Annotated in this window: 21 protein-coding genes, 1 tRNA gene and 1 pseudogene; 8 read left to right on the top strand and 15 right to left on the bottom strand. The window is 52.1% G+C overall.

Annotated features, from left to right (window positions below; genetic code table 11):
* Positions 1 to 9: 9 nt before the first annotated feature.
* Genes dsbG through ABTW00_RS14920 form a run of 4 tightly spaced genes read right to left on the bottom strand, consistent with a single transcriptional unit; the run spans position 10 to position 3,978 of the window.
* A complete protein-coding gene (dsbG, locus tag ABTW00_RS14905; protein ID WP_065356205.1) occupies positions 10 to 774 on the bottom strand; it encodes a thiol:disulfide interchange protein DsbG in 765 nt (254 codons plus the stop codon).
* A 43-nt stretch (positions 775 to 817) separates the two neighbouring features.
* Positions 818 to 1,540: a DsbA family protein gene (locus ABTW00_RS14910; RefSeq protein WP_433636199.1), complete on the bottom strand. Its 723-nt coding sequence runs from the start codon at positions 1,538 to 1,540 to the stop codon at positions 818 to 820.
* Positions 1,541 to 1,543: 3 nt separating this feature from the next.
* Entirely contained in the window at positions 1,544 to 3,568 is a 2,025-nt protein-coding gene (locus ABTW00_RS14915; protein WP_433636200.1) for a protein-disulfide reductase DsbD family protein, read from the bottom strand.
* A gap of 47 nt (positions 3,569 to 3,615) precedes the next feature.
* Positions 3,616 to 3,978 carry a hypothetical protein gene (locus tag ABTW00_RS14920; RefSeq protein WP_064548917.1) on the bottom strand — a complete coding sequence of 121 codons (363 nt, stop codon included), beginning with the start codon at positions 3,976 to 3,978 and terminating at the stop codon, positions 3,616 to 3,618.
* Positions 3,979 to 4,132: 154 nt separating this feature from the next.
* Between ABTW00_RS14920 and ABTW00_RS14925 the strand changes: the two genes are divergently transcribed.
* Positions 4,133 to 5,086 (top strand): hypothetical protein, encoded by a 954-nt coding sequence (locus ABTW00_RS14925; protein WP_433636201.1) that lies wholly within the window; start codon positions 4,133 to 4,135, stop codon positions 5,084 to 5,086.
* Positions 5,087 to 5,100: 14 nt separating this feature from the next.
* Here the strand turns inward: ABTW00_RS14925 and ABTW00_RS14930 are convergent, their stop codons facing one another.
* Both ABTW00_RS14930 and surE read right to left on the bottom strand, forming a co-directional pair.
* On the bottom strand, positions 5,101 to 6,417 hold the full coding sequence (locus ABTW00_RS14930) for an NAD(P)/FAD-dependent oxidoreductase (RefSeq protein WP_433636202.1): 1,317 nt from the start codon (positions 6,415 to 6,417) through the stop codon (positions 5,101 to 5,103).
* A gap of 263 nt (positions 6,418 to 6,680) precedes the next feature.
* Positions 6,681 to 7,556 (bottom strand): 5'/3'-nucleotidase SurE, encoded by an 876-nt coding sequence (gene surE / locus ABTW00_RS14935; RefSeq protein ID WP_064548911.1) that lies wholly within the window; start codon positions 7,554 to 7,556, stop codon positions 6,681 to 6,683.
* A gap of 503 nt (positions 7,557 to 8,059) precedes the next feature.
* Between surE and ABTW00_RS14940 the strand changes: the two genes are divergently transcribed.
* Both ABTW00_RS14940 and ABTW00_RS14945 read left to right on the top strand, forming a co-directional pair.
* Entirely contained in the window at positions 8,060 to 8,851 is a 792-nt protein-coding gene (locus tag ABTW00_RS14940) for a histidine phosphatase family protein (protein ID WP_065356201.1), read from the top strand.
* Positions 8,852 to 8,911: 60 nt separating this feature from the next.
* On the top strand, positions 8,912 to 10,240 hold the full coding sequence (locus ABTW00_RS14945) for an OprD family outer membrane porin (protein ID WP_433636204.1): 1,329 nt from the start codon (positions 8,912 to 8,914) through the stop codon (positions 10,238 to 10,240).
* Positions 10,241 to 10,284: 44 nt separating this feature from the next.
* Here the strand turns inward: ABTW00_RS14945 and ansP are convergent, their stop codons facing one another.
* From ansP to ABTW00_RS14965, 4 genes are all read right to left on the bottom strand, one after another.
* A complete protein-coding gene (gene ansP, locus ABTW00_RS14950) occupies positions 10,285 to 11,727 on the bottom strand; it encodes an L-asparagine permease (protein WP_065356199.1) in 1,443 nt (480 codons plus the stop codon).
* Positions 11,728 to 12,148: 421 nt separating this feature from the next.
* Positions 12,149 to 12,742, bottom strand: coding sequence for a transporter (locus ABTW00_RS14955; RefSeq protein WP_433636205.1), 594 nt, complete (start codon positions 12,740 to 12,742; stop codon positions 12,149 to 12,151).
* 164 nt (positions 12,743 to 12,906) lie between these two features.
* A complete protein-coding gene (locus tag ABTW00_RS14960; protein WP_433636207.1) occupies positions 12,907 to 13,593 on the bottom strand; it encodes a hypothetical protein in 687 nt (228 codons plus the stop codon).
* A 120-nt stretch (positions 13,594 to 13,713) separates the two neighbouring features.
* Complete coding sequence (locus ABTW00_RS14965) at positions 13,714 to 14,820, bottom strand: DUF4056 domain-containing protein (RefSeq protein ID WP_433636208.1); 1,107 nt, start codon at positions 14,818 to 14,820, stop codon at positions 13,714 to 13,716.
* A gap of 365 nt (positions 14,821 to 15,185) precedes the next feature.
* Between ABTW00_RS14965 and ABTW00_RS14970 the strand changes: the two genes are divergently transcribed.
* Positions 15,186 to 16,277: a GGDEF domain-containing protein gene (locus tag ABTW00_RS14970; RefSeq protein WP_433636210.1), complete on the top strand. Its 1,092-nt coding sequence runs from the start codon at positions 15,186 to 15,188 to the stop codon at positions 16,275 to 16,277.
* A gap of 182 nt (positions 16,278 to 16,459) precedes the next feature.
* Positions 16,460 to 16,849, top strand: a complete 390-nt coding sequence (locus ABTW00_RS14975; RefSeq protein ID WP_065356195.1) for a hypothetical protein — start codon at positions 16,460 to 16,462, stop codon at positions 16,847 to 16,849.
* A 45-nt stretch (positions 16,850 to 16,894) separates the two neighbouring features.
* Here the strand turns inward: ABTW00_RS14975 and ompA are convergent, their stop codons facing one another.
* Positions 16,895 to 17,914 (bottom strand): porin OmpA, encoded by a 1,020-nt coding sequence (ompA, locus tag ABTW00_RS14980; RefSeq protein ID WP_433636212.1) that lies wholly within the window; start codon positions 17,912 to 17,914, stop codon positions 16,895 to 16,897.
* A gap of 430 nt (positions 17,915 to 18,344) precedes the next feature.
* On the bottom strand, positions 18,345 to 20,261 hold the full coding sequence (locus ABTW00_RS14985) for an acyltransferase family protein (RefSeq protein WP_433636213.1): 1,917 nt from the start codon (positions 20,259 to 20,261) through the stop codon (positions 18,345 to 18,347).
* A gap of 227 nt (positions 20,262 to 20,488) precedes the next feature.
* Here ABTW00_RS14985 and ABTW00_RS14990 point away from each other — a divergent pair.
* A pseudogene (locus ABTW00_RS14990) lies at positions 20,489 to 20,698 on the top strand (integrase); the annotation flags it as partial.
* Positions 20,699 to 20,801: 103 nt separating this feature from the next.
* Here the strand turns inward: ABTW00_RS14990 and ABTW00_RS14995 are convergent.
* Positions 20,802 to 20,889 (bottom strand) — tRNA-Ser (locus tag ABTW00_RS14995).
* A gap of 144 nt (positions 20,890 to 21,033) precedes the next feature.
* Entirely contained in the window at positions 21,034 to 22,653 is a 1,620-nt protein-coding gene (locus tag ABTW00_RS15000) for an ABC transporter substrate-binding protein (protein ID WP_433636214.1), read from the bottom strand.
* Positions 22,654 to 22,877: 224 nt separating this feature from the next.
* On the opposite strand from ABTW00_RS15000, the gene yccA reads away from it, so the two are divergent.
* Complete coding sequence (gene yccA / locus ABTW00_RS15005; RefSeq protein WP_064548883.1) at positions 22,878 to 23,537, top strand: FtsH protease modulator YccA; 660 nt, start codon at positions 22,878 to 22,880, stop codon at positions 23,535 to 23,537.
* 89 nt (positions 23,538 to 23,626) lie between these two features.
* Positions 23,627 to 23,956 carry a sulfurtransferase TusE gene (gene tusE, locus ABTW00_RS15010; protein WP_065355707.1) on the top strand — a complete coding sequence of 110 codons (330 nt, stop codon included), beginning with the start codon at positions 23,627 to 23,629 and terminating at the stop codon, positions 23,954 to 23,956.
* On the opposite strand, the gene yccX is transcribed toward tusE, so the two are convergent.
* A complete protein-coding gene (gene yccX, locus ABTW00_RS15015) occupies positions 23,953 to 24,231 on the bottom strand; it encodes an acylphosphatase (RefSeq protein ID WP_064548879.1) in 279 nt (92 codons plus the stop codon). The genes tusE and yccX overlap by 4 nt on opposite strands.
* Positions 24,232 to 24,332: the final 101 nt, after the last annotated feature.

The following is a 24,332-nucleotide window of genomic DNA, read 5'->3' on the forward strand; positions in this document are numbered from 1 at the left end:
CGCACGATGCTACGGCTTGGGCCGTGGGCCGAACATATCAATCAGTTGCTTTTCATCCGGCATGCCGACTACCTGCTGCAGCTCATTTTTATCATTCATATAATAAATGGCCGGTGTCGCGCTCGCTCCCAGATCGTCCATCAGCTTCTGGTGCTGCTGGAGCAAATTGAAGGTTTCACGCGGCGTGGTCCCCGTAAACGGCGGCAGCTTTTTGCCGCCAGAGAGCTCATACTCCCGCCAGGCCGCCACCGGATCATCGGCGTTCAGAATGGCCGTGGCGTTACGACCGCTTTGTGGGTTAAGGAACGCCACCAACAGCGTATTGAGCTGCACTTTGCCCGCCGCCACCCAGGGCTGGGCCGCCGACCAGAACGTTTTGCAATACGGACAGAACGGATCGGCAAAGACCACCACCTTGCGTTCCGCCGTATCGGCCCCCTCTTTCAGCGCGTGGGCGCTGTTCAGCTTTTGCCACATCTCCCGGCCCATCGGGATATAAATTTCGCTTTTGAAATAGTCCTCACTCAGGTTTTTACCTTTATCGTCATAAAGGTAGCCGGACACCACGTGCTGGCCATCGGGCGTCAGAAACAGCGTCACGCCCATATCCTGATACTGACCGACCCAGCTTTTCATGCCGCCGGGGGCGTCTATTTCTTTGACTATCGTGATGTTCTGTTGCTCGCTAAAGCGCTTCACAATGTCGGGCAGCGGCGCATTGGCAAAGGCCAGCGTCGGCATTAAGGATAACGCCATCAGCGCGATCGGTTTCATCGTTGTCTCTCCTTAACGCGGGGGAGTTCCCCCGCGAGTCAATTTACTGTTTTTTCAGCGCTTCGCTGACCATTGCGTCAAATTGTTCATACGGGATCCAGCCCGACAGCAGCTCGCCGCCAATCAGCGTGGCGGGCGTACCCTGAATCCCCAGCTGCTGCGCAACCGCCAGGCTTTTTTTCAGCGTTTCCAGGCTTTGCTCATAGGGCTTCTCCACCACCACTGCGGCTTTATTTTTCGCTTCAGCAATACTGGCATCATCGTGATAGCCCTTTCTTGCCATCAGGATATCGTTGAAGCGGAGGAACTGCTCAGGATGCGTACGCCACACGGTTAGCGCCTCTCGCGCCGACGTGACCGAACTTTCTGCGCGGTAAGGCAGAAACTTAAACACCACCGCCACGTCGGGGTATTTCGCCACGATCTTTGCCAGATACGGGTCAAATTTCTTGCAGTAAGGGCAGTTGTAGTCGGTAAACACCACCAGCGTCAACCGGGGATGCGCCGCCCCCATGCGCGGAGAGTTTGGGTCATTGAAGAGAAAGTCCTGGTGTTGCTTAAGGACCGTCTGCAACTGCTCGCGATCGGCCTGCGCGCTCTGCTGGTCGAGCTTTTCCGCCGCCGCGGCGAGGATTTCCGGATGGTTAAGCAGCGTCTCCTGCACCAGTTCCTGGATGCGCGCTTCCTGTGCGGGCGTCAGCGGCGGCGCGGCGAAGGCACGCAGTGAAGCAAGGATCAGCAAGCCAAAAATCAGCGTTTTTTTCATGGGTTATTCACCTTTAACAGGGTTCAGAGCGGTCAACAGGGTCTTTTTGTCCAGCAGCGGCGGGAGGATCTCGCCGACGGCTTGCCCCGGCCCGTAGACTTCATTGAAGGGGATGGCAAAGCGGTTACGTTTCTGCAGGAAAGCAGCGATGGCATCAGAGGGTTGGCTCCAGTCACCGCGTAGGGCCACCACATCAGGCGCATTCAGCGCGGCGATAATCTCCGGCTGATTTAATACCCGTATTTCATTCACTTTGCAGGTCACGCACCAGTCTGCCGAGATATCGACAAAAACCCGCTTCCCGTCCGCGACGGCCTGCGCTATTGCCGCTTCGCTCAAGGGTTGCCAGCGGATCGCCGTTTCGGTCCTGGGTGCAGGCGAAGCCTGGAGGAGCCCATGCAGCTGGTAGCCGCCGAACGCCGCCAGCAAAACCAGTACGACAAAGAAGCTCACACCCCGGCGTTTGGCGACGGAGATAAAAGCAAACAGCGCCAGCAGCGTGAGCGTCAGCACGATAACCCCGCTAATTCTGTCGCCGATGTGCTGGGCAAGCAGCGTCGCCAGCCAAAGGCTGGAGGCCAGCATCATCAGCGCTAACAGCGTTTTCACCCCGTTCATCCAGCGTCCTGGGCGAGGCAGCAGCAGGGCGATTTTCGGCACCATTGCCACCAGCAGCCACGGGAGGGCCATACCGATTCCGAGCGCGATAAAAATAAGCCACAGCGTCGTCAGCGGTGCGCCCAGCGCATAGGCGACGGCGGTACCGAGAAACGGCGCCGAACACGGCGTCGCCAGCAGCGTGGCAAAGACCCCTTCAAAGAAGCTGCCCAGCGTACCGTTGCCCCCTGCCGTCGCCATTCTGCCCACCATCGTCGATGGCAGCAGCACGTTGAACACGCCGAACAGATTGAGCGCAAACACAAAGGTGACGGCCACCATCAGGCCGATAAACCACGGGTTCTGGAACTGAATACCCCAGCCCAGCGCCGCCCCGGTCAGCTTCAGCGCAGAGACCATCGCCGCCAGCAGCGCAAAGGAGAACAGGATCCCCGCGCTGGTCGCCAGAAAGCGCAGCCGGATCTTGCGCCTGTCCGTACCCGCATGCAGCACCGCGCTAAGCTTCATCCCCAGCACCGGCAGCACGCAGGGCATCAGATTGAGGATAAGACCACCGAGCAGCGCAAACAGCAGCATCTGGCTCAGGCCGGTCGCCGGGTCATCGTGCAATGCAGCGCTATCAGGGCCGACCGTGAGGGTCGTTTGCTGCGCCCGGTCATGATTGGTGAGCACAAAGGAGAGCGTTTTCCCCGCCAGCGTCGCGGGGACGTCACCCCATTCGTCGGTAACCGGTACGGTCACGGTCAACGCCTTGCCGCGCGTTTGCACCCGAGGCTCTCCGGGCAGAATGCCCCCGTCCAGCGGGTCGAAATAGATTTCGGGCGAGCGCCATTCGTCCGGCGTTGTCCCGGTAATCACCAGTTGCTTCCCTGCCAGATGTGCGGAGAGATCGGCGGAAACGCCGCTGCTGGCCGGAATCGTCCGCATCGCCTGTTCGAAGTCGTCGTGGAACGTTTCGTCGGTGGGATGATTAAGATTAAGTTGCAGCGGATAGTCTGTTAACAAGCAGACGTTGCTACAGGTGGACAGCGTGAGCGTTCCAGCCAGCGTATCCCCGAGGTTACCGGTGATGATCATCGGAATCGCCACCCGTCGGTGGTAGCCCTGCGTGGTCAGCCCGGAAATGTCAAAGCGCGACGGCACCGGCCAGTACCACTGCGCCTTCTCGCCGTTCTGCCAGACGATCTCGGGCGCAACGCCCCCTTCCCCCGGTGAACGCCAGTAGGTTTTCCAGCCGGACTGGAGTTCAACGGTCAGCAGGCCGTACACTCGGCCCTCGCCTCTTTCGGCCTGGAAACGAATGCGGGCGTGATCGTTTTGCGGGGAGGTTAACCACCCGCTATCCGCTGCGTGGGCGATACCCGCGCAGCTGAGCAACAGGAGGAAGAGTCCCCTGAAGATATTCAACATGTCTTTTCTCCGTAAATAAAAAATTAAATCGCTAAGACGGCGATGTTTTATTCACGGAAAACGCAGTTTTTGAGGTGTATTCGTAAGGTTGGCGGCCGTCGGGGCACGTCGCGAAAGACAAACGCGCGCACTTCGACAAACAGCGGCATCAGGGCCAGGAAGAGAATAACGGCGGGCAGCGCGCCGTCAAAGAACATCGGCTGGGCGCACAGCAGCGAGCTGGCGCTCAGCTGACACGGCGACGGGCCGAGCTCCGCTTCCGGCGTCGCCGGGCTGGAGAAAACCTGAACCGGGTTGCTGGCCTGCTCAAGAAAATGGTGCAGATAAACAGCCCGTTGGACCAGGCAGATAGCCATCGCCAGACAGGTCATCATCAACAGCCATTTAGCTACCAGCGGACGATTATGCATTATTCACCGAATCAATCAGGACCGACGAATCATAAACAATACTCAATGATCCGCAAGGGCGTGAGTGTAAGGTTTTGTCTGCTTCGCCGCTGCGCTGAGGAAGAAATCCTGCTCTATAGTTAATCTACCGTCTCTGGTTGAGGCTGCTCGCACCATGATTGCAGCATATCCCGGCATCACCCTACTCCTGCTAACCTCGCTGGCATTCAGCCCGTATGCCGTGGCGGCGGAGGGCCAGCGGATCAAGCAGCGCGCCGACGCGGTGCTGACCTTAATGAGCTTTATGATCGTACCGGATATCACCGCCAGCGATCTCAATATTGGCTCCGGTTCCGATGATAAAACCGAGCTCTCCATTACCCAGTTTGGCGGCGGCGCAACCATGGGGGAGTCCTTTCCGTTGTACCTGGAGGGCGCAATGGGCTACAGCCGTTATGATCCGCAGTTTGTTATCAGCGACGGCGACCAGAGTCGACGTATTCCTACCAAATGGAACAGCCTGACCACTACGGGCGGTATCGGTTGGGATTTTAACCTGCACCGCGACCGCTGGGGCGGCAATCTGGCGCTGCGTCCCATCGCTAACGTCATGCTCGGCACCATGGCCAGCGATCTGCGCGTGGGTGCCTGGGCGCTGGAGCGGCACAAAAACGCCGATTACGATTTCCTCGACGGCGGCCGGCTCAATGCCTACGGGCTGGGCGGTTCATTGATGCTCGACTATGAGCTTATCTCCCCTGCGCAGGACATCGATGTCGAGCTACGCTACACAGGTATGAATCTGCAAACCTTTGGCAGCACCTCTCGTGCCGTGGAGGGAAGCGCCACGGCGCAAAACCTCGGGCTTTATCTGCGCCGTCGTGCGCCATTGTTCGACTGGACGCTGCTAAAAAGCCCGGTACGCTACGTGCTGGAGGGCGCGCACACCGAGTACCTCGGCGAGCAGCGCGGTAAGCTCGGCTTCGATAGCCTGAGCTCGGTAGGGCTGGGCATTGAAATGGACAGCAGCAAGTACCCGGTCTTTATCACCCGTACGCGGCTGGTGGCGCGCTATATGTTTGGCAACGGCACCAGCGGCTACGGCGTGGGGCTGGCAATGAGCTTTTAATGGCCAACGTTTGGCTAGATTTCGTGTCTGCCAAGATAGCGTTCTTTCATCAAGCTGGCCGCGATGCCGACATCAAGGAACGGCGACGGCGGCATCCAGTTCGCCTGTCCCAACGCCTGCATCGAGGCAATCAGCGGGTTATCTTCGCCCAGCACATAATCTGCCAGCAAACGTCCAGCGATAGTCTGTTTAGAGATCCCGGCGCCATTACAGCCGCCTACCGCCCAGACCGCAGGGCCAACCTGCCCCCATACCGGTGCGCCGTTGCGGGTTACGCTGATGGTTCCAGACCAGGTGTGTTCAATCTTGACGTCGCTTAGCTGCGGATAGGCTTTAGCAAAAAACGCCGCATGTCGCTGAGCGGCGTTCCAGGTCTGCCGCGCGGTGACGATCCCTTTCAGCGCGGGTTCAACATGCTGGCGAATCAGGAAACGGCGGTCGTGAGTATAACGCAACGTCGCGCCCGCAATGGCGTTCACGGGTGTCAGCCCCCAGCCCGGCGTGCTGGAAATGCGCTGCTGTTGTTCTGCATTCAGCGGTTCGGTGATGCTGGCGAAGGTGGCCATCGGCGCCTGACGGTTCAGCGCGGGAGAAAGCGCGCTGGAGAGCGCGTTGGTCGCCAGCATAACCCGCTCGGCGTCGACGCAACCCTGCACCGTCAGCACCCGAGGGTGGCGACCAGAATAATCGATCGCCACCACCGGAGAGTGGTTATAAACCGTGACGTTGGCCGGCAGATGGCGCACCAACCCGGCAATGAGCGCGGCGGGGTTCACCAGAATACTGTCTGGCGTGTAGATCCCCGCATGGTAAAGCCGCGTTCCCAGCTCATCGCTTAACGCTGCGTGGTCCTTTAAGTCATAGGCCGCATCCATCTGTTTCAGGCTTTCCACATATTCCTGCAAAATGTGGCCATCGGTGGCGGCAATCTGGCAGTGATACTTGCCCGCCTGGTGCCAGTCACACTCAATACCCGTCTGCTGAATACGCGACTGTAGCTCACGAATCCCCTGCTGAAGGAGTTGCCGATAGTGTTCGGCCTTTTTCAGCTCGGAGGTCGATGAACCGATGTTATGCGGTAGACCAATAATAAAACCGGAGTTCCGTGCGGAGGCGCTTTCCATCGCAGATTCAGCGTCAATTAAGACGATGTGGCTGTCTGGATGCCGCTCGGCCAGGCGCTGGGCAAATGCCACCCCGCTAAACCCGGCACCCACGACCACCCAATGCGCTTTATGTTGCCCACTGAGTACCGGGAACTGACGCCGTTCATTTTCATGAACCGGCCAGCCGGTTTTATTCTGATTAAAAGGAATAGAGGCATACTTCATTTAATGACCACCTGTGACAACACGAAATTATTGTTGTAATCGCTGTAATGATGAAGGTTGTTGTGGGATTGCAAAGACCTTATCCCACAAAAAGAGTACCAGAATATCCACAGGGGTCTTAAACGGTTTAGGTTGAATAATTTTCAGGACAGACAGTGGGTTACGACAAATAACTTACAAATACAACGCATTTTATTTACATTCCACGCTGTGCACGGCCGGGAATACCCGGCACGTGTTCTTTAGCTTGTCAGAGATGACGTTCAGGGCTTCAGTAATGCCTTATATTGGGCTTCATACTGCGGCGCATTCCATGAACCGTCGAAAATCGTGTAGGTGATATAGCCTTTATTCAGCCAACCAGAATCACTGTCGTCGAGCACCGGTTTTAACGACTGTGGATTCATCGTCTGTTTCGCCGTACCGTCGGGCAGAATATCGTAGCCAATTTGGGGGACCGGGAAACGCTGATTATCAACATAGCGCACGCCTTTGATCTCCGCAGATGCCAGCGCCGGATAGTTAATACTTAAACCGGTGCCAGCAGGTAATAGCGGCTGCCCTTTCACGCGCTGGGCATTCAATTTATCCACCACGCCAACGACATAATCAACGGAGTCAGGCCAGTATTTATGCGTACTTGGCCATTTGTTTTTCATCTCCTCGTCGGTAAATCGATAACCAATGCTCGCGGCAATCGCCGGGACGCCGTAGCGAACCGCGCGAGCAGCGGCGCTGACGGTCCCGGAATTCACCTGTGCCATGCCGGTATTCGGGCCGTCGTTGACGCCGGAAATCACCAGATCAGGCGCGGCCTCTTTCAGCAGACCATTGAGACCAAAATCGACCGAGTCCGCTGGCGTGCCCGGGAAGCAATAACGTTGCTCGGCCACCTTTTTCACATCAAAGATTTTTCCCGTGTTGAACGTAATCGCCGAGCCAATACCGCTTTGATTCGTGGCCGGAGCCACCATCCAGACATCATACCCTTTCGCCTTAAGTTTATCCTGAAGCGATGTACTGCCCGGCGATTCACAGCCATCATCGTTGACGACCAATATTTTCAGCGGTGCCGTTCCGGCCTGAACTGAAAAAGCGCATATAGCGAACAACGGTGCAATTATTTTTAGTAAATTCATCGTGACTCCTCGGATAAGGGGAACTGGTGCTTTATTACAAGCAAAAAAAAAAAACCTAAGACACCCGCCGCCCATGCAGAGCAACACGTGTCTTAGGTTTTGCCTTATTTCAGTAACAATCCTGAGATGGTTGAGAAAATACCGTCTAAGCCGCACAAGGTCCAGACGGGCTATTCTTTTTCTGTGACCAGCATCAAAAAAACCTTCCTGATGGCGTCGGCATCCGCCCTATTTTAATTTCGTTAATAAACTATTCTTTAGTTAAACAGAGAAAAAATCACCGTGCTAAATTACCAGGAAAGAAGACTTGAAGGCGATCACAAATATAAGCCCAGGATAAAATAATTACTGTTATTTAAAATTGATGGTGCTATTGTCCGGCAAAACTGGATTGTTACTGTTTGCAACAGGCAAAACCTGCGTCATTTCTCAAGCATGCTATTTTGATGATTGAGAAGGGGCGCGGGTTTTTTGTTTTATTAAAAATATAAAAAGGATACCCCATGAAAAAATGGCTAATTGCTTTAATGGCGCTTGCCAGCGCGGCGACCTGTTCTGCGGCAGATATCGCGCCTTCTGCCCACGATGATACCGTCACCCTCTATTTTGCTCGTCATGGTAAAACGCTGTTTAATACCTTCGACCGCGTTCAGGGCTGGGCCGATACGCCGCTGACCGAAGAGGGTATCCGGGTCGCCCGTTATCTTGGCGAAGGGTTAAAAGGGATTGCATTTGACCGCTATTACTCCAGCGATGCGGGACGCCAGCGCGAAACCATGGCGGTCATTCTCAAGCAAATGGGTGTCGCAAACTACCACCTCAATGAGCTTCCCGGCCTGCGTGAAGCGTTCTTTGGCGGCTTTGAGGGCGGCTTCAATAAAGATATGGCGGAAGCCGGCGCGCATGCGCTAGGGATGGCCGATAGCGCCGCGCTGTTCCAGGCGATGAAGGCGGGAACCCTGCCCGTGAAGGATTCGCAGGACGCGCTGGCGAAAGCCGACCCGAAAGGGCTGGCGGAAAACTATGCGCAGGTAAAAGCCCGCACCCAGGCAGCGCTGGCCACTATCGTCAAGCAGGCACAGGCGAACGGCGATAAAACCGTGCTGGCCATTTCGTCGGGTACATCGATGCAAATTATGATTTCCGATCTCACCGATTCACCAGACAAAAATAAGCCGCTGGCTAACGCCGCCGTGGTCAAAATTATCTATAAAAACGGCCACTACAGCGTACCGGAAATTGGCACATTGCAATACGTCGAGACCGGTAAACAGCGTCTGAATACTCAAAAATAATACCTATATTGATAATACCGTGGGGATTCTTGCCCCCACGGGTCTATTCTGGGATCACACATGAAAATAACAACATTAGCAACAGCATGGCTCATGCTGATGCAAGGCTATGCCACGTCAGTATTGGCAGCAGAAAGTCAAAATGAATACGCGTATCTGGATAATTCTTTCTTCCGTGATTCTTCGATGACCCTGTCATTAAAGAACTACTGGAAATATCTGAAAGAAGAGAATGCGAACCCCACACACGTGCATAACGCCTGGGGCCAGGGCGTGGCGGTGGATTATCAATCGGGCTATTTTGCCGATTTTATTGGCGTTGATACCGTTTATTATGGCGCGGTGAAATTAGGTGCCAGTGATTATTTCAACTCCCGCGGCGTCCTTTATAACAACGGCGAAGGTAATAAAAAAAGCAACGCCGAGGGATATTCTAAATTCGGCCAACGTAATATTAAGCTGAAATATAACGTTGCGGATACCCAGCTGAACGCCCGCTGGGGCTGGCAGGTACTGAAAAATTACGGCGTAATCTCCACCTCCAATCGCCTCTCGCCCACCACCTATTCGGGGATTAGCGGCGGCATCAGCGGTGAGCATTTGACGCTACGCGGCGCCTATATCGAGAATTCAATGGACCGTAACTCGCCGGATAAAAAACAGCTGCAGACTAATACCGGAGAGAAAATCAACCACCTGGCGAGTGGTGAACTGTTGTGGAATAGCCAGACGTTCAGCGCGCAATATGGCTACGGCGAGAGCGAAAATTATCTGCGGCGTCATCTGCTGTTTACCCAGCTGCGGCCCGTTGAGCGTTTGAGTATCGGTACGCAAATCTACGCAACCGAAGCGCTGGATAACTATCTGGCCATGCCCGCCAGCAAACGCGATTTCGATCATAACGCGTGGCATTTTGCCATCGACGTCAGTTGGCAGGACGAACGCTGGAGTACAAAATGGGGTGTGGGCTATACCAGTGCCAAAAAAGAGAATGAAGTCGGCTTCTACCCTCGCCATATGAGTAAAAACTCACGCGGCACATTTATCTCAATGGCCTATGCGGGCGACGACTATATGCGCGATGGGGAACTGGTACTGGCGAATATTTCCGACTACAAACTGACGCCGGATTTGGCTGTCGGGCTGGCGGGAAATATCGCGCAGTTTAATTATAAAGATAACCACGTGCGTACCGGCGAAATTAGCGCCTTCACCCGCTGGACGCCTTCCGCGCCGCCGATGAAGAATTTAACGGTCTGGCTGATGTTTGGCCCCGGCTGGTCGTATAAAACCAGCGGTAAAACGCCGGTGCTCACTAACGGCCGCTATACGCGAACGCAGACGCTGTCGTCGGAAGCGATTATTGAGTACCGCTTCCGCATGTTCTAAGAAAAGCAGGCCTGATAGGTTCACTATCAGGCCTTCAGGAGAGATTACGGCGCGGTGCTGTGAATTTCCGCCACCCGCTTGCGAACGCCAAACCAACCGGCGACCAGCAGAATGGCAATCAGCGGCAGCGCGGCGATAGTGTAGGTGCCGTTCGGGTAGTCAAACGCCATCAGCACCAGCACGCTCAGCAGGAACAGCAGCGTTAACCACGAGGTGAACGGCGCCCCCGGCAGCTTAAAGCTCACGTCGGCGGCTTTGCCCTCTTTAATCGCCTTACGCAGGCGCAGCTGGCAGACCATGATAAAGGCCCACGAAGCTATAATCCCCAGCGACGCGAAGTTCAGAACGATTTCAAACACCTGAGACGGCACCAGGTAGTTGAGGAATACGCCCACCACGTAAACCACCAGCGTGGCCATAATCCCGGCATACGGCACGTGCTGACGGCTCATTTTGCTCATAAACTTCGGTGCCGATCCACCCATCGCCATCGAACGCAGAATACGCCCGGTGCAGTACAGACCAGAGTTGAGGCTGGAGAGCGCAGCGGTCAGCACCACGATATTCATAATGCTGCCGATGTACGGCACGCCCAGCTTCGAGAAGAAGGTGACGAATGGGCTTTGCCCAGCCTGGTAAGCGTTCCACGGCAACAACAGGACCAGCAGCACCACCGAGCCGACGTAGAACAGGCCGATACGCCAGATCACGCTGTTGATGGCGCGCGGCACCATGGTCTGCGGGTCTTTACATTCACCGGCTGCGGTGCCCACCAGTTCAATGGAGGCAAAGGCAAAAACCACGCCCTGTACCAAAACCAGCGCGGGCAACAGACCATGCGGGAAGAAACCACCGTTATCGGTAATCAGATGGAAACCGGTCGCGTTGCCGTCGAGCGGTTTGCCGCTGCCCAGATAGACGGTCCCCACCACGAGGAAGACAACGATGGCCAGCACTTTGATGAGCGCAAACCAGAACTCCATCTCGGCGAACCACTTAACGCCTATCATGTTCATGGTGCCCACCACCGCCAGCGCGCCAAGCGCGAAGACCCACTGCGGAACGTCGCCAAATGCGCCCCAATAGTGCATATAGAGCGCGACGGCGGTGATATCAACGATACCGGTCATCGCCCAGTTGACGAAATACATCCAGCCCGCCACGTAGGCGGCTTTTTCGCCGAGGAATTCACGAGCATAGGAGACGAAGCTACCGCTGGAAGGCCGGTGCAGGACCAGTTCACCGAGGGCGCGAAGAATAAAGAATGAAAAAATACCGCATACCAGATATACCAGCGCCAACGCCGGGCCGGCCATTTGCAGGCGCGCGCCGGCCCCGAGAAACAGGCCGGTACCAATGGCCCCGCCGATCGCAATCATCTGCACCTGACGGTTTCCCATGGCTTTGTGGTACCCCTCTTCGTGGGCATTCAGCCAGCGTCGTTTCGCCGCGTGTTGCTCCGCGGCTTGAGTGTTTTGTGTTTCCATTATCCCTGTTACCTGTCTGATTTAAGGAGATTTCAGGTCGTCGCGAACGGAACGCGAGCCACGACGATCAATGCGATTTTTCCCGTCATTCTGTGTAGAGATAAAATCGCCGCGAAGCATCCTACCTGCAATTAATAAGCGGTGCAAAACATACGCGGTCGTCGGAGCGCTCCAGAACGAACAAAGCGTCGTCATCAGCGGTCATGGCAGCGGTTTTAACTGTGCGAAAGAGAAAAACAGGAAAATATCGGGGAGGTAAACACTTCGTGCTTAACAATGAAGGGAAATATTGATTCCGCCTGCTTTCGCCTGTCGGTAAGGCGAAACGGCCTCGTCATCGAGGCCGTTGCATAAAAGAGATGAATCACATCATTGATTTAATTTCGTGACAGGTTCTTTTTGCGGAAGGAAATATTCCGCATCAGGATTTGTGACGTTCAGGAAGAATATTTACCGAGGCCATCAGACAGATAATATAACCGAATAGCTCGCTCCCCTCCTCCACCATATTTTTGACAATACGGACGTAGCCATCCTGCAAAATAGACTGCCAAAGTATCGACATACCGAACAAACGGGAAAAGACAAGAATCGCCAGCAGACCGGCAATCATTAATCCATATGACGGCGTCGTGCTATATTCAGCCAGCTGTGCCAGCACCCGCTGCGGCTGACGAAATGCGTAGTAGAGGGTGGCCAGGCTTACCGCCAGCGCGAACCACAGCCAGCACCCATGCCGGATGAGGTCAAACACCGCATCCAGCTCACGGATCAGCATGGCGAGGAAAAAACCGGCGATCAAAATATTGCACTGGCGCATTGCGCTGTTTTTCCAACCGCGGACAAGATGCACCATGATAATGATAAAGAGAATACTTTCCTGAACAATTTCAGTGAATGAGTCTTCGGACAGACCATTTTTGATTATATTCACATCAACATGCAGGCACAGTACAACAACGACCACCGCCAGAGCTAAAAACACAACACGCAAAAGTAAGCTAACTAAAATCATAAAAGTCACTGCATTTTACCAAAACTTTATTTTACAGTGAGGTTTATCTGACAACTTGTCCATCTGTGCCACATAGCCACGATATTTAACAATTATTGCGTTATTGCCTGGGAACGTTTATTTCCCAGCCTTGTTAAAATAATAATCGACGCACACCCCCGATATTATATTGCGCTATTTTCGTACTCATAGCGGCAGATCGTGTTAATCCCACGTTCGGGGCTTTTGACTCCCGTGTGCAGATACAACGCTTTCGCTTCGTGTACCCAGAAGCTGCCGCCGGCTCGCGCCTGCGCGTGAAACAGCGTCGCCTGCGGATACATCGTACGCAAATTACCTTTACTGAAGCCAAACCATTTACGGGAGATGCCCCTCAGTTCGCGGGTAGTTAGCAGCCGTCCTCCCTGACGCGCGCAGCGTTCACGGGCCTGCACAAAGTTATCATCCACCGCGCCATCGCCCACAAGCCAGGTCGCAACCGTAAAGTCGTAGCGCTGGGAATTGCCGCTCTTCCGGTTATGCAGCGTCAACGTCCCCGCCCTTTCATGCGCCAGCGGCTGCCTTATCATCCGCAGCGTGACCCGCCCTTCATGATGCGCGTCGATCGCCAGCCAGCGATGATTAAAGCTGAAGGCCACGTCGTTCAGATTCAGCGCCTCGTGGTTGCTGCTCACGGTCACGGTGGCGCCGGTAAACCCGACGCTCAGTATACTGGCCGTGCGAAAGCCAGGCGTGCTGGGGGCATGAAAGCTAATACGCTGGAAATAATCAGTCGGCGTTTCTGCCGCCGCATAGCCGACAAACGACACGATAAGCGAAATCAGGGCAGAAGCCCGAAACAGGGTTTTCATCTGTATCCTTACCTTTGTCACGGATGGCACGGCCAATGTTGCAGAAAGAATAATGTGACCAATTGATAAATAAAGATAATTTACACATTCTGACGGTAATACGCGGTGTTTATCGCGCGATCACTTCTGAATGCGCTCTCGTTGCACTTTATCCACCGCCTGCGCCTGATCGGCAAGCCCCTGAAACTGAGACGGGCCGTAGTAGGATGCGGGGGCCGGAAGCTGCTGCATCTCTTCGCCGGGATAGATTTGCAGTGCCCCCAGACGCGACAGCTGATAGCCCTCAACCACCTTCGGCATCATTAGCAGGTACGGCGTGTTTTTTTCATCCGGCACCGGCGTGGGTAGCCGATTGTTATCCAGGCTGTAGTTGCGTTTCAGCACCAGAAATTTATCCGGCACCCGGCGTTTGCTGTTCCACCAGTTACCATCCAGTTCGCGGAATTTCTGTTCCGTTTCGCTTTTCGTCGCCACGTCTAACGCCAGCAGGACGCGATGCAGTTCATCGGTCATGGCGGCGTTGAACGCTTCGACGGAGTGGGCCTTGCCCCGTAATATCACCGTTATCGCCATCCGTGCGCCCAGCAGATTGGAGTAGAGGTCCTCCGGCGAGAATGCCGAAATTTCCTCCGGGAAGCCGGGGACAGACTCAAAACCGTACCACTGAGCAATCTCATGCCACTGCGCCAGTTCAAAGGCCAGATGACCGGAGAGCCACGCCGCCAGGGTATACCGCGAGATCATCGAGGCCGGAGGGGTAAACGTATTCAACTGCAACCGGCGCACGCCCAGTTCGTCGCTATAAAAATAGCGCCAGCGCTGGCCCAGCTTGGGATAGAGTTGGCTAAAAATAAAGAAGGTGTTATCGGCCGTATCGCGCACATGGGCAATATCAATAAACCCACCGCGATGGGTATAGATAAGCCCATTCTGCTCATCGCTCAGCCCGACCAGATTTTTCACCGCCCCGAAGGCGCTGTCGTTGTAACGGTGCTCACCCAGCGTGTTTAACGTCAGCACATTGCCAATTTGATAAAATGGCACCGGTACGCCAACGGCTCTGACGTGCAGATCGTGACCAAAGGCGCAGCACGGGCGCAGTGACTCCGGCGGCGAAAGGCTTACGGCAACCGGGGCGACTTTTCTCGCCTGCTGGACAGGGAAAAGTCCGTCATTCGCCTGCGCGCCCGTAACCGCAAGCGTAAGAAGAAGAAGTAGCCATTTCATTAATAGCAATATCATCCATCGCCGAAATAGCGCCATAGCCATCACCCAGAGAAAATAATTATCGTTATTTTTCAGCACAAAAGAGCACCTGTGCCCTAAGCTCTTCTGAGCTTAGACCAGACTTTGGTTAATTCAAGCGTGGCCCGTCCATCAACGATACTGGATAACACTCCGGCACGGGCCGCCCATTATTTGCACACGATTGACGGCACCCTCTCCAGGCTAACATGACGATGATTTTTTTATAGTCATTTTATATTTATTATTGAATTCATAAGGAAATCAAAAGTTAGCGATTGCCCCAGGATCTGTTTATATTTATACAATCAAATAAATGCCACAGCATAGGTTGAGTAAGGAAAATGATGACGACGCTTCCTGGGAAAAAGCAAAACCTCGATATTGTCAATTCGTGGGGTTATATCTGGTTTCTCACGCTGAACATCGTTTTCTGTCTGTGGCTGTTCGTTGGTAATATGCTCAACGCGGCTAATTTTATCTATAACGATGCGCTCGACTCGCTGAGCCTGGTGACGGTATTCTTCTCAATCGTCGGGTTGCTGCTCAGATTTGCAATTAAACGTGAGCACATTGTGGCCATACTTCCGCTGTATGTGCTGATCCTGGGCCTGCTGTGGGCCGGAATGTTTTACCTGATGGTCAAACACTACAACACGCCAGCGCTGTCGCTTTCGCTGCTGATCATCATCCTGCTTCCGGCCACCATCTCGTTCTATATTTCCGGCAGGCTGCTGTTACTCTTCAGCGTCCCCATCGCCGTCTCGATGTTTTTGAGCGAACTGGCGGCATTTGAGAAATTCCATTTTCTGCAAATTTCCGGCTCCATTATTATTTTTATGGTGGTGATGACCGCGCGCTACATTCTGCTGGAATGGTATCTACGCACCCAAAAAAGCGAGTATGCGAAAAATCTATTAATTAAGAAGCTTACACGTCTGGCACACCGGGATGCATTAACGGGGCTGTTTAATAAAGGTAGCCTGGCCATTCATTTTGCCGACAACGAAAAACGACTCTCTTTATCCGATGAGAAGCTGTTTATGATCATCATGGATATTGATTTTTTCAAACAGTACAACGATCTGTATGGTCATATTGCGGGTGATGCCTGCTTAATCAATACGGCGAAATGTATTACCCAATCTTTACGACAGTCGTCAGATACCGCATTTCGCTTTGGCGGCGAAGAGTTTGTTATCCTGACGCGTTGCCATCAGTTAGATGATGCGGTCAACATTGCAGAACGTATCCGCAATACTATTTCAGCCGCCAAATTCCCGCATAAGGGGTCGCCAATCTCGGCGTATCTGACCGCCAGTTTCGGTGTCGCCCAATGGACAACGCGAGACTCACTTGAGACGTTAACGGAAAAGGCGGATAAAGAACTATATAAGGCCAAACAGGCAGGGCGAAATCGCGTATCTTTCTCTCGTTAAATGATTCTGGAGCCAAACAGGGGAACCTGTTCCCACATTCTCTCTTTATTTCTGATGACGGTCATTTCCGCACTCAATAAGCCTAAAACCATAATGCTAATTTTTTTATAAACAATAAAGAAATCGAAACCATAACGAATCAATGGTAATAAATAGCATCTTGAGTCAACACAGGTAATACAATGCGAAAAATCCATAAACTAATACTGTCCGGCACGCTTATCCCGCGAAAGAAATCAGGCCATAGCCTATTGCGAAAGATTGACTTACTGCAGGTGCCGATTGTTCAAAAAGCGCCACAGGAAGTAACGACAAACGCAATCAGCTTTAGCTACTTACATTATGACAACAGATGGACTCTCGAAAACTTATCGTTTTATTTGAAACAAGAGTTTTTACAGAATGTGAATATCTGCGATATATTTGACAGCCGTAGCCAAACGCATCGGGTGTATGCCTCACTCACCAAACTTGATAAAATCAAGCTGATTAATAATCATTATCTGGAAGAGCAGAATATTTCAGGTTTAAGAAAGCTGAGCGATTCGCTTAATACCATTATTTACGAGTAAAAAAGCCTCCTCATATCAATATGAGGAGGCTTTTTCCTGAAGTCTTTAGCGCTTATCAGTTATCTCAACAATAACGTGGCGATCGGGTGCCAGACAGTTAATCAACTGCGCTCCCGACTGGCCGTCGCATTGAGAGCCGGTCACCGGGTCGCTGGCCCCATGACCTTCAGCGCGAATATTCGCCGCTGGCATACCTAACGCGATCAATTCGTCCGCCACCGACTGCGCGCGCTGCGCTGAAAGCTGCTGGTTATAGTCCGCCGCGCCGGTACGGTCGCTATAACCAATCACGACGGTCGCCTTGCCAGACGCGGGCTGCATCCCCGGACTTTGGTAAAGCTGCGCGATAGCCGCTTTACCCTCAGCGGTTAGTGCTGCGGAATCATAGCCAAACATCACGTCTGATTTCAGATTAAAACGCTGTGGCGCGGGCTGTGGCGCCGGCGCAGCAATCGGTACCAATGCTGGCGTATCGTCGTGCTGGCCGAAACGGTAAGAGATACCCGCGGTAACGGAACTGATATCACTGCTGACGCCAATCTGATTTTCGTTACCCACGTTGCTGACCCACTGATACTCCAGGCGGCCCGCCCAATTTTTATTAAAGGCATACTCGGTGCCCACGGCCACCAGCGGACGAACGCCGGTTTCAAAGCGGTTATGGCCCTGAATATCTGATTCAGCGCGATAGCCCATCGCCCCGGCGCGACCATACAGATCCCAGCTGTCGGTTAAACCGTAGCTGGCTTTCAGCGACAGCTGCAGACCCTGGCTCTTCATCTGTGAACCCGAGGCACCGTTTTTACCGTTGATCTGCATATTACCTAAATAATCGTAGCCGCCTTCAACCGCCAGCCATGGATTAATCTGGTAGCCGGTGAAAACACCACCGCCGACATTATCGCTGTCGTAACCAACGTTGGCACGCGGCGTAGTGCTGGTATCAAAATAGTGTGACCATCCCAATTTACCACCGGTATACCAGGTGCCCGCATCTGCTGCGGCAAAAGCGGTGGTGGCGGTCAGCGCATTCGCAATAATTAAAGTTATCAGCGTCTTCTTCATAATTTTCCTGTTATTAGCGTCTCATCAATCGACGGACTGGATGCAAAGTGGCGCTACAATAGGATTTTTATCCGACGCTGATAATCATTTTTTTGTTTATTTTTGGATAGTGCCAATCACTCTATAATAAGCGTGCCATTATTTCCTTTTTAACCGGGCTAAACGGCGTCAACGGATTATCCATTACCATTTTCTTTCCCGTTTTAACATCAACGTGAGCAATCATCCCCGGCGCCATATTCAAGCGCTTGGCGGTGAATGTCACCCAGCTGTAAGTCCAGACCCATCCGGTTAGCGTCTCCTTTTCGACGTCCAGTTGCTTTAATTTTATGTAATAGAGTAGATGGTATGTGGGTACCTGAATAATTCACTCGGTGACGCCGTCCTTTTTTTTTTCAGAACCCCCGACGACAGCCGGGGGGACGTCAGATTATTGGAGGAAGTTAACGAGTCGGTGGAAATTATTCCCTTTGATAAAATATTCAGCCGCAGATAATGACCCGATAACGCTGATATGCTCACCATCGAGCGAATAAGGGACACCAGATCCATTGGTTTGAGTTTCACTGAACAGCATGCTTCTACTCAAGAAAATGGTATTCTTGTTTCCAGCAGTGAGTGCTGTCAGGATAGTATCAACCTCTTTTTGTTTTGCATTTTTCCCATTTACTAAATACTTAGTAATATCAAACTGTCGCCTGTCCCATATGGATTTTTTATATAATTCTCCGATATTGGCTTCAAACTGATAGGGTTCATCCATGATGATGATTCGTTTACCAGTCCCCTGGGCCATTTTTATTAATGCTTCAACATTCCTCAAGGACTCTGCATTACTAACGATGTAAGACCACGCACCAGAAAAAATGAGATAATCATATTTTTCAAAATTTTTAGCAAAATATTCACGGTTAAACATACATTGTTTGTATGCAATAGATGTTTTCGGCCCCATAAATTCTCTACCCACCGATGGACTGCACCAGTTAGTAGTGATCGGATTAATATTTAAACCAACCTGCTTTCCGACGGAATCCCAAAAAGGAATATAGTGTCCAGCAAATGAATCTCCAAAAAGAACAGCATTCTTTTTACTATCTGTATTACCTACATGGCATGTAACACCATTTTCACCTAATTTTAGTTTTTTATCACTAGCGATAGCATAGAAACACCATCCATTACTTGGGCTTGGTAGCACAATTTCGGCAGAAACCTTCTGGTACTTATCTCCTCCTCGCCACAGGAAGCCAGAATGACTACGAGTATAATCGAATACAGAAATACAGAGCAGCGCCGGGATAAGAATACTAGCAACTATCTGTTTTTTATTTCTTTTCTTGAGCCATTTTGAGGCCCTTTTTTCGAAAAGCATATACACCAAAATGCCAACTACTATAGACGCGAAAGCTGACAGTAGGCGGCACTTTGTATCAGCCAATAATTCAAAATAGCTCAATGTTACAAACAATGGCCAGTGCCATAAATAAATTGAATATGAGGCCGAACCAATCAGTTGTGCAACTTTGTTGTTTAGCAGAATACTATTTTTGTTGCACGAGAACAAAATTAATGCCGTTGCGACGACAGGAAGAATTGCTGCATATCCTGGCCATAACTTGATATCATAATTTACACAAGCTGATATCAACAAGAGGATAACAGCAATGCGGAATAACGGAAGTCGGTCGATGTTTTTTTGTGAAGTAATAAACACGATACCACCAATCGTCATTTCCCACGCTCTCGTTGGAAGCATGTAGAAATTAAATGATGAATCAATCGTGGCGTAAAATATCGAGGAAAATAACGAAATTACTAAAATCAATGATAGAACAACAGAAATAGCCTTCAAACTCCTGGTCAATTTTCCCGTTAACATGATGATAAGCGGGTAAACTAAATAAAACTGCCATTCAACTGAGAGAGACCAAGTATGGAGCAGAAAATTACTATGACTATCACCGGTAAAATATCCATTGGCAAGTTTCAGATATTCTATATTCGAAGTAAAAAGCAAAGATTTTATCGCATACTTTGAAAAATCTTTGAACATATCTGGAGGTGCGAATTGGAAACTAATCGCGTAAAACACAATGACCAACAAAATAATAGACGGAATAATCCTTACTGCTCGAGCGATGTAAAAGTCGAACAGTCTAAAATCTTTATTCAAAACACCCGGAATAATCATTGCGGACATTAGATAGCCGGATACTACGAAAAATACATCAACTCCAATGAAACCCGATCCAAACCCTTGAATACCGAAATGGAATAGTACAACCAGTAATACTGCATAACATCTTAGACCATTTATATCTGTTCTAAATTTTATTCTTGACATACATACCTGTTAATGAAATTCAAAATTTAAGAATTGGACTATTGCAATTCATTATACAAGCACTGCTTTTTGATTCAATAAGTTTAATTAATATAAGATGTTACGCAGAGCGCAGAAGGCAGTTGCAAAAGTGATACAGGTGGAAAGTGACCCATCTGTTAAAATCTGTTTCAATACTCTCCCGTTTTTTAAACCAGCTACTTAACACTCTGTTCATATTGGATAAAGCCAAGAAAGCGGCAGAGCAGAAAGCTGGCCAGCCGTTCGGCTGCAACTTCCACGATATAAAAGCCAAGTCTATATCTGACTACGCTGGCAGCAGCCGGGAAAAGCGACTGTTCTCCGGTCACAAAACCGAAAGTCAGGTTGTTGTGTACGACAGGAAGGTAAAGATCATCCCTTCGCTAAGCGCCCCGCTACTCAAGAAAAAGGCATAAAAAAACCCGCTTCGGCGGGCTTTTTATTGGGCGGAAATGGCAAAAATATTCCAACAGCCCAAAGCAAAAAGGGGTTACCTTTCGGTAACCCCTTCTTTTAATTTGGCGGAAGCGTAGAGATTCGAACTCTAGAACCCTTTCGGGTCGCCGGTTTTCAAGACCGGTGCCTTCAACCGCTCGGCCACGCTTCCAATGAGGCGCACTATAAACATCCCGAACGGACCTGTAAAGCACCAAAACGTTCGTTTGCCTGAAAAACAGCCAAAAAGTTGTTATTCGTCTGAAAAAACAACAGAATGGCTAGTTTTCCAACGCTTTTACCGCCCTCAACCTGCTTAATGTTTTTTGATAAACATATCCTTGGTGTAGTAGTAGCCCAGGCGGTCAGGGGTAAATCCGCCTACCCACGGTTTCACCAGGTGCGTGCGGACGTAGTGATAGACCGGAATGGCCGGCACATCGCGCGCCAGCAGGTCTTCTGCTTTCTGGTAGTCGCGGGCGCGCTGGGCTACGTCCTGTGTTTTCGCCGCATCATGCATCACCGCGTCATATTCCGGGTTGCTGTACTTCGCGGTATTCTCACTGTCGCCGGTGCGGAAAGTGTTCAGGAAAGTGGAAGCATCATCGTAGTCGGCGATCCACGCGTAGCGCACCACGTCGAAATTACCGGTGTGCATGGCATCCAGCATGGTTTTCCACTCCTGGTTTTGCAGCTTAGCTTCGACGCCGAGATTTTTCTTCCACATCGAAGAAGCCGCAATCGCCACCCGCTGGTGCGATTCAGAGGTGTTGTAGAGCAAATTAAACGACAGCGGATGGGCGTCGTTAAACCCGGCCTCCGCCAGCAGTTTTTTCGCTTCAGCAATCCGCTTGTCGCGCGGCCAGGAGGCGTAATCCGGGCCGTTCAGCTTCACGCCGCCAATCTCCGGCTGGCTGATGACCCACGCCGGACGCTGCCCCTGCCCCATGACCTTATCGGCGATAATATCTTTATCCAGCGCCATGTTCAGCGCACGGCGTACGCGGGCATCGTTAAACGGCGCTTTGGTGGTATTGAACTCGTAGTAATAGGTTGCCAGCTGCGGCGACACGTCCACCTCGCTGCCTAAGGTTTTTTTCAACTGACTGAACTGGTTGATCGGCAGCGTATACACAATATCGACCTCTCCCGCCTTGTAGCGGTTGACGTCGGCCGCTTCGGAGCGGATAGGCAGATAGGTCACCTTATTAATTACCGTCTGCTTATCATCCCAGTAGCGCGGATTACGTTCGGCAACGATTCGCTCGTTCACCACCCACTGGGATAAATGATAGGCGCCGCTGCCCACAAAGTGTTCCGGTTTCACCCATTTATCGCCATAGCGGCCGATCAGCACTTTATCGAGCGGTACCATGGACGGGTGAGCCAGCATGGCAAGAAACGCGGAAGTGGGCTGCGTCAGCGTCACTTCCAGCGTGGTGTCGTTAATCGCTTTCACGCCAAGCGTATCGGGCGTTTTTTTACCCAACGCGATATCGGCGGCGTTCATAATATGCATATTGCCCGGATAGCTGGCATACGGCGACGCGGTGGCCGGCGTCACCAGACGCTGCCAGCTCCAGACAACATCCTGCGCGGTGATGGGAGAACCGTCAGACCACGTAATGCCCGGGCGTAAATGGAAGGTCCAGACGGTGTTGTCCTTATTTTCCCAGGATTTCGCCAGCCGTGGTTCAATGCTGCCGTCCGGTTTCACCGCCACCAGCCCGTCGAACAGGTCGCTGATGATATTAAACTCAACGTCGCTTTCAACCTTATGCGGGTCGAGCGAAGCAGGCTCATTGCCGTTGCTGCGCACCAGCTCCTGTTTGTCGGCAAGCTGAGAACCTTCCGGCACGGTCGCGGCCTGCGCCGCGCCGGCCAGACCCATTGCCAGGAGAACCATCGTGATGTTGTTATGTTTGTATAATTTCATTTCCATTGCCTTGTTGTTTTAACCCTGTTCACTCTTGGCACAGATGGCTGATAACGCAAGTGCTTTCAATAACCTATAAGAGATTGATCTCGCTCTTTCGTGCTTTATATTGTGTTTCTGTGACGGGCCAGAAGTCTGAGTAAAGATGGGTAAAAAGATTTGGGAATAAAAGAGAGATTTCTTATGCTGTGCCACTAATAACATCTGTCATAAGAGAGTGACTCATGGATCGCATAATTACTTCATCGCGTGACCGCTCATCGCTGCTGAGCACACATAAAGTCCTGCGTAACACCTATTTCCTGCTGAGCCTGACGCTGGCGTTTTCCGCTATTACCGCCACCGCCAGCACCGTGCTGGGGCTGCCGTCTCCGGGCTTAATTCTGACGCTGGTCGGCATGTACGGCCTGATGTTCCTGACCTATAAAACGGCGGATAAACCGGTCGGTATTCTGTCTGCCTTCGCCTTTACCGGCTTCCTTGGCTATATCCTCGGGCCGATTCTCAACGCCTACCTGTCCGCGGGTATGGGCGATGTGATCGGTATGGCGCTGGGCGGCACCGCGCTGGTGTTCTTCAGCTGCTCGGCTTATGTGCTGACCACCCGTAAAGATATGTCCTTCCTCGGCGGGATGCTGATGGCCGGTATCGTCGTGGTGCTGATTGGCATGGTGGCGAACATCTTCCTGCAGCTGCCGGCGCTGCACCTGGCGATTAGCGCGGTGTTTATCCTGATCTCTTCCGGTGCCATCCTGTTTGAGACCAGCAATATCATCCGCGGCGGGGAAACCAACTATATCCGCGCGACCGTTAGCCTGTACGTCTCGCTGTACAACATCTTTGTCAGCCTGCTGAGCATCCTCGGTTTCGCTAGCCGCGACTAACCTACCTGCTCATCAACATCAGGGCCTCGCTTATGCGGGGCCTTTTTATTTGCTACACTTCCCGCCATCTGTTTGCTGTGTGAAATATTATGCTTATCTACCAGAACACCGAAATTGAGACCGATAGCGAAGGCTATCTGAAAGACACTACGCTGTGGAGCGAAGGGTTAGCCGAGGCGATCGCCGCGAACGAAGGCATTGCGCTCAGCCCTGAACATTGGGAAGTGGTGCGCTTCGTGCGTGAGTTTTACCTCGAATTCAACACTTCGCCGGCTATCCGCATGCTGGTGAAAGCCATGGCTAACACCTTTGGCGAAGAAAAAGGCAACAGCCGCTATCTTTACCGTCTGTTCCCAAAAGGGCCGGCTAAACAGGCGACAAAAATCGCTGGCCTGCCAAAGCCGGTGAAGTGTATTTAATAGCGAATGCTAAAATTGCTCCACGCCTTTTCGGGTTGATGAGGTTCGGCCAGAACTTTATCAACCCGCGCGCTGCGTGGCCCGCCCGCTTTTAGCCACGTCAGCAGCTTCTCAACCTGTTCATCCTTGCCGCAGGCAACCACCTCGACGCTACCGTCATCAAGGTTCAGCGCATAGCCGCGCAGGCCAAGGCGCAGCGCCTCCTGCTGGGTAAAGAAGCGGAAGCCCACGCCCTGCACTTTACCGTAGACCCAACAAATCACGCATTTATCCATCTTATTTCCTCCCGTTTTTATCCCAACTTTAGCGCCAATTCCCCCCACATTCTGCCGTCACGCGTTGCATTTGTGCGGGGAAGTCGGGAAAATGCAGCCTG

The sequence above is a fragment of the Kluyvera georgiana genome, from assembly GCF_050990895.1.
In the GTDB taxonomy this organism is placed as follows: Bacteria; Pseudomonadota; Gammaproteobacteria; order Enterobacterales; family Enterobacteriaceae; genus Kluyvera; species Kluyvera georgiana.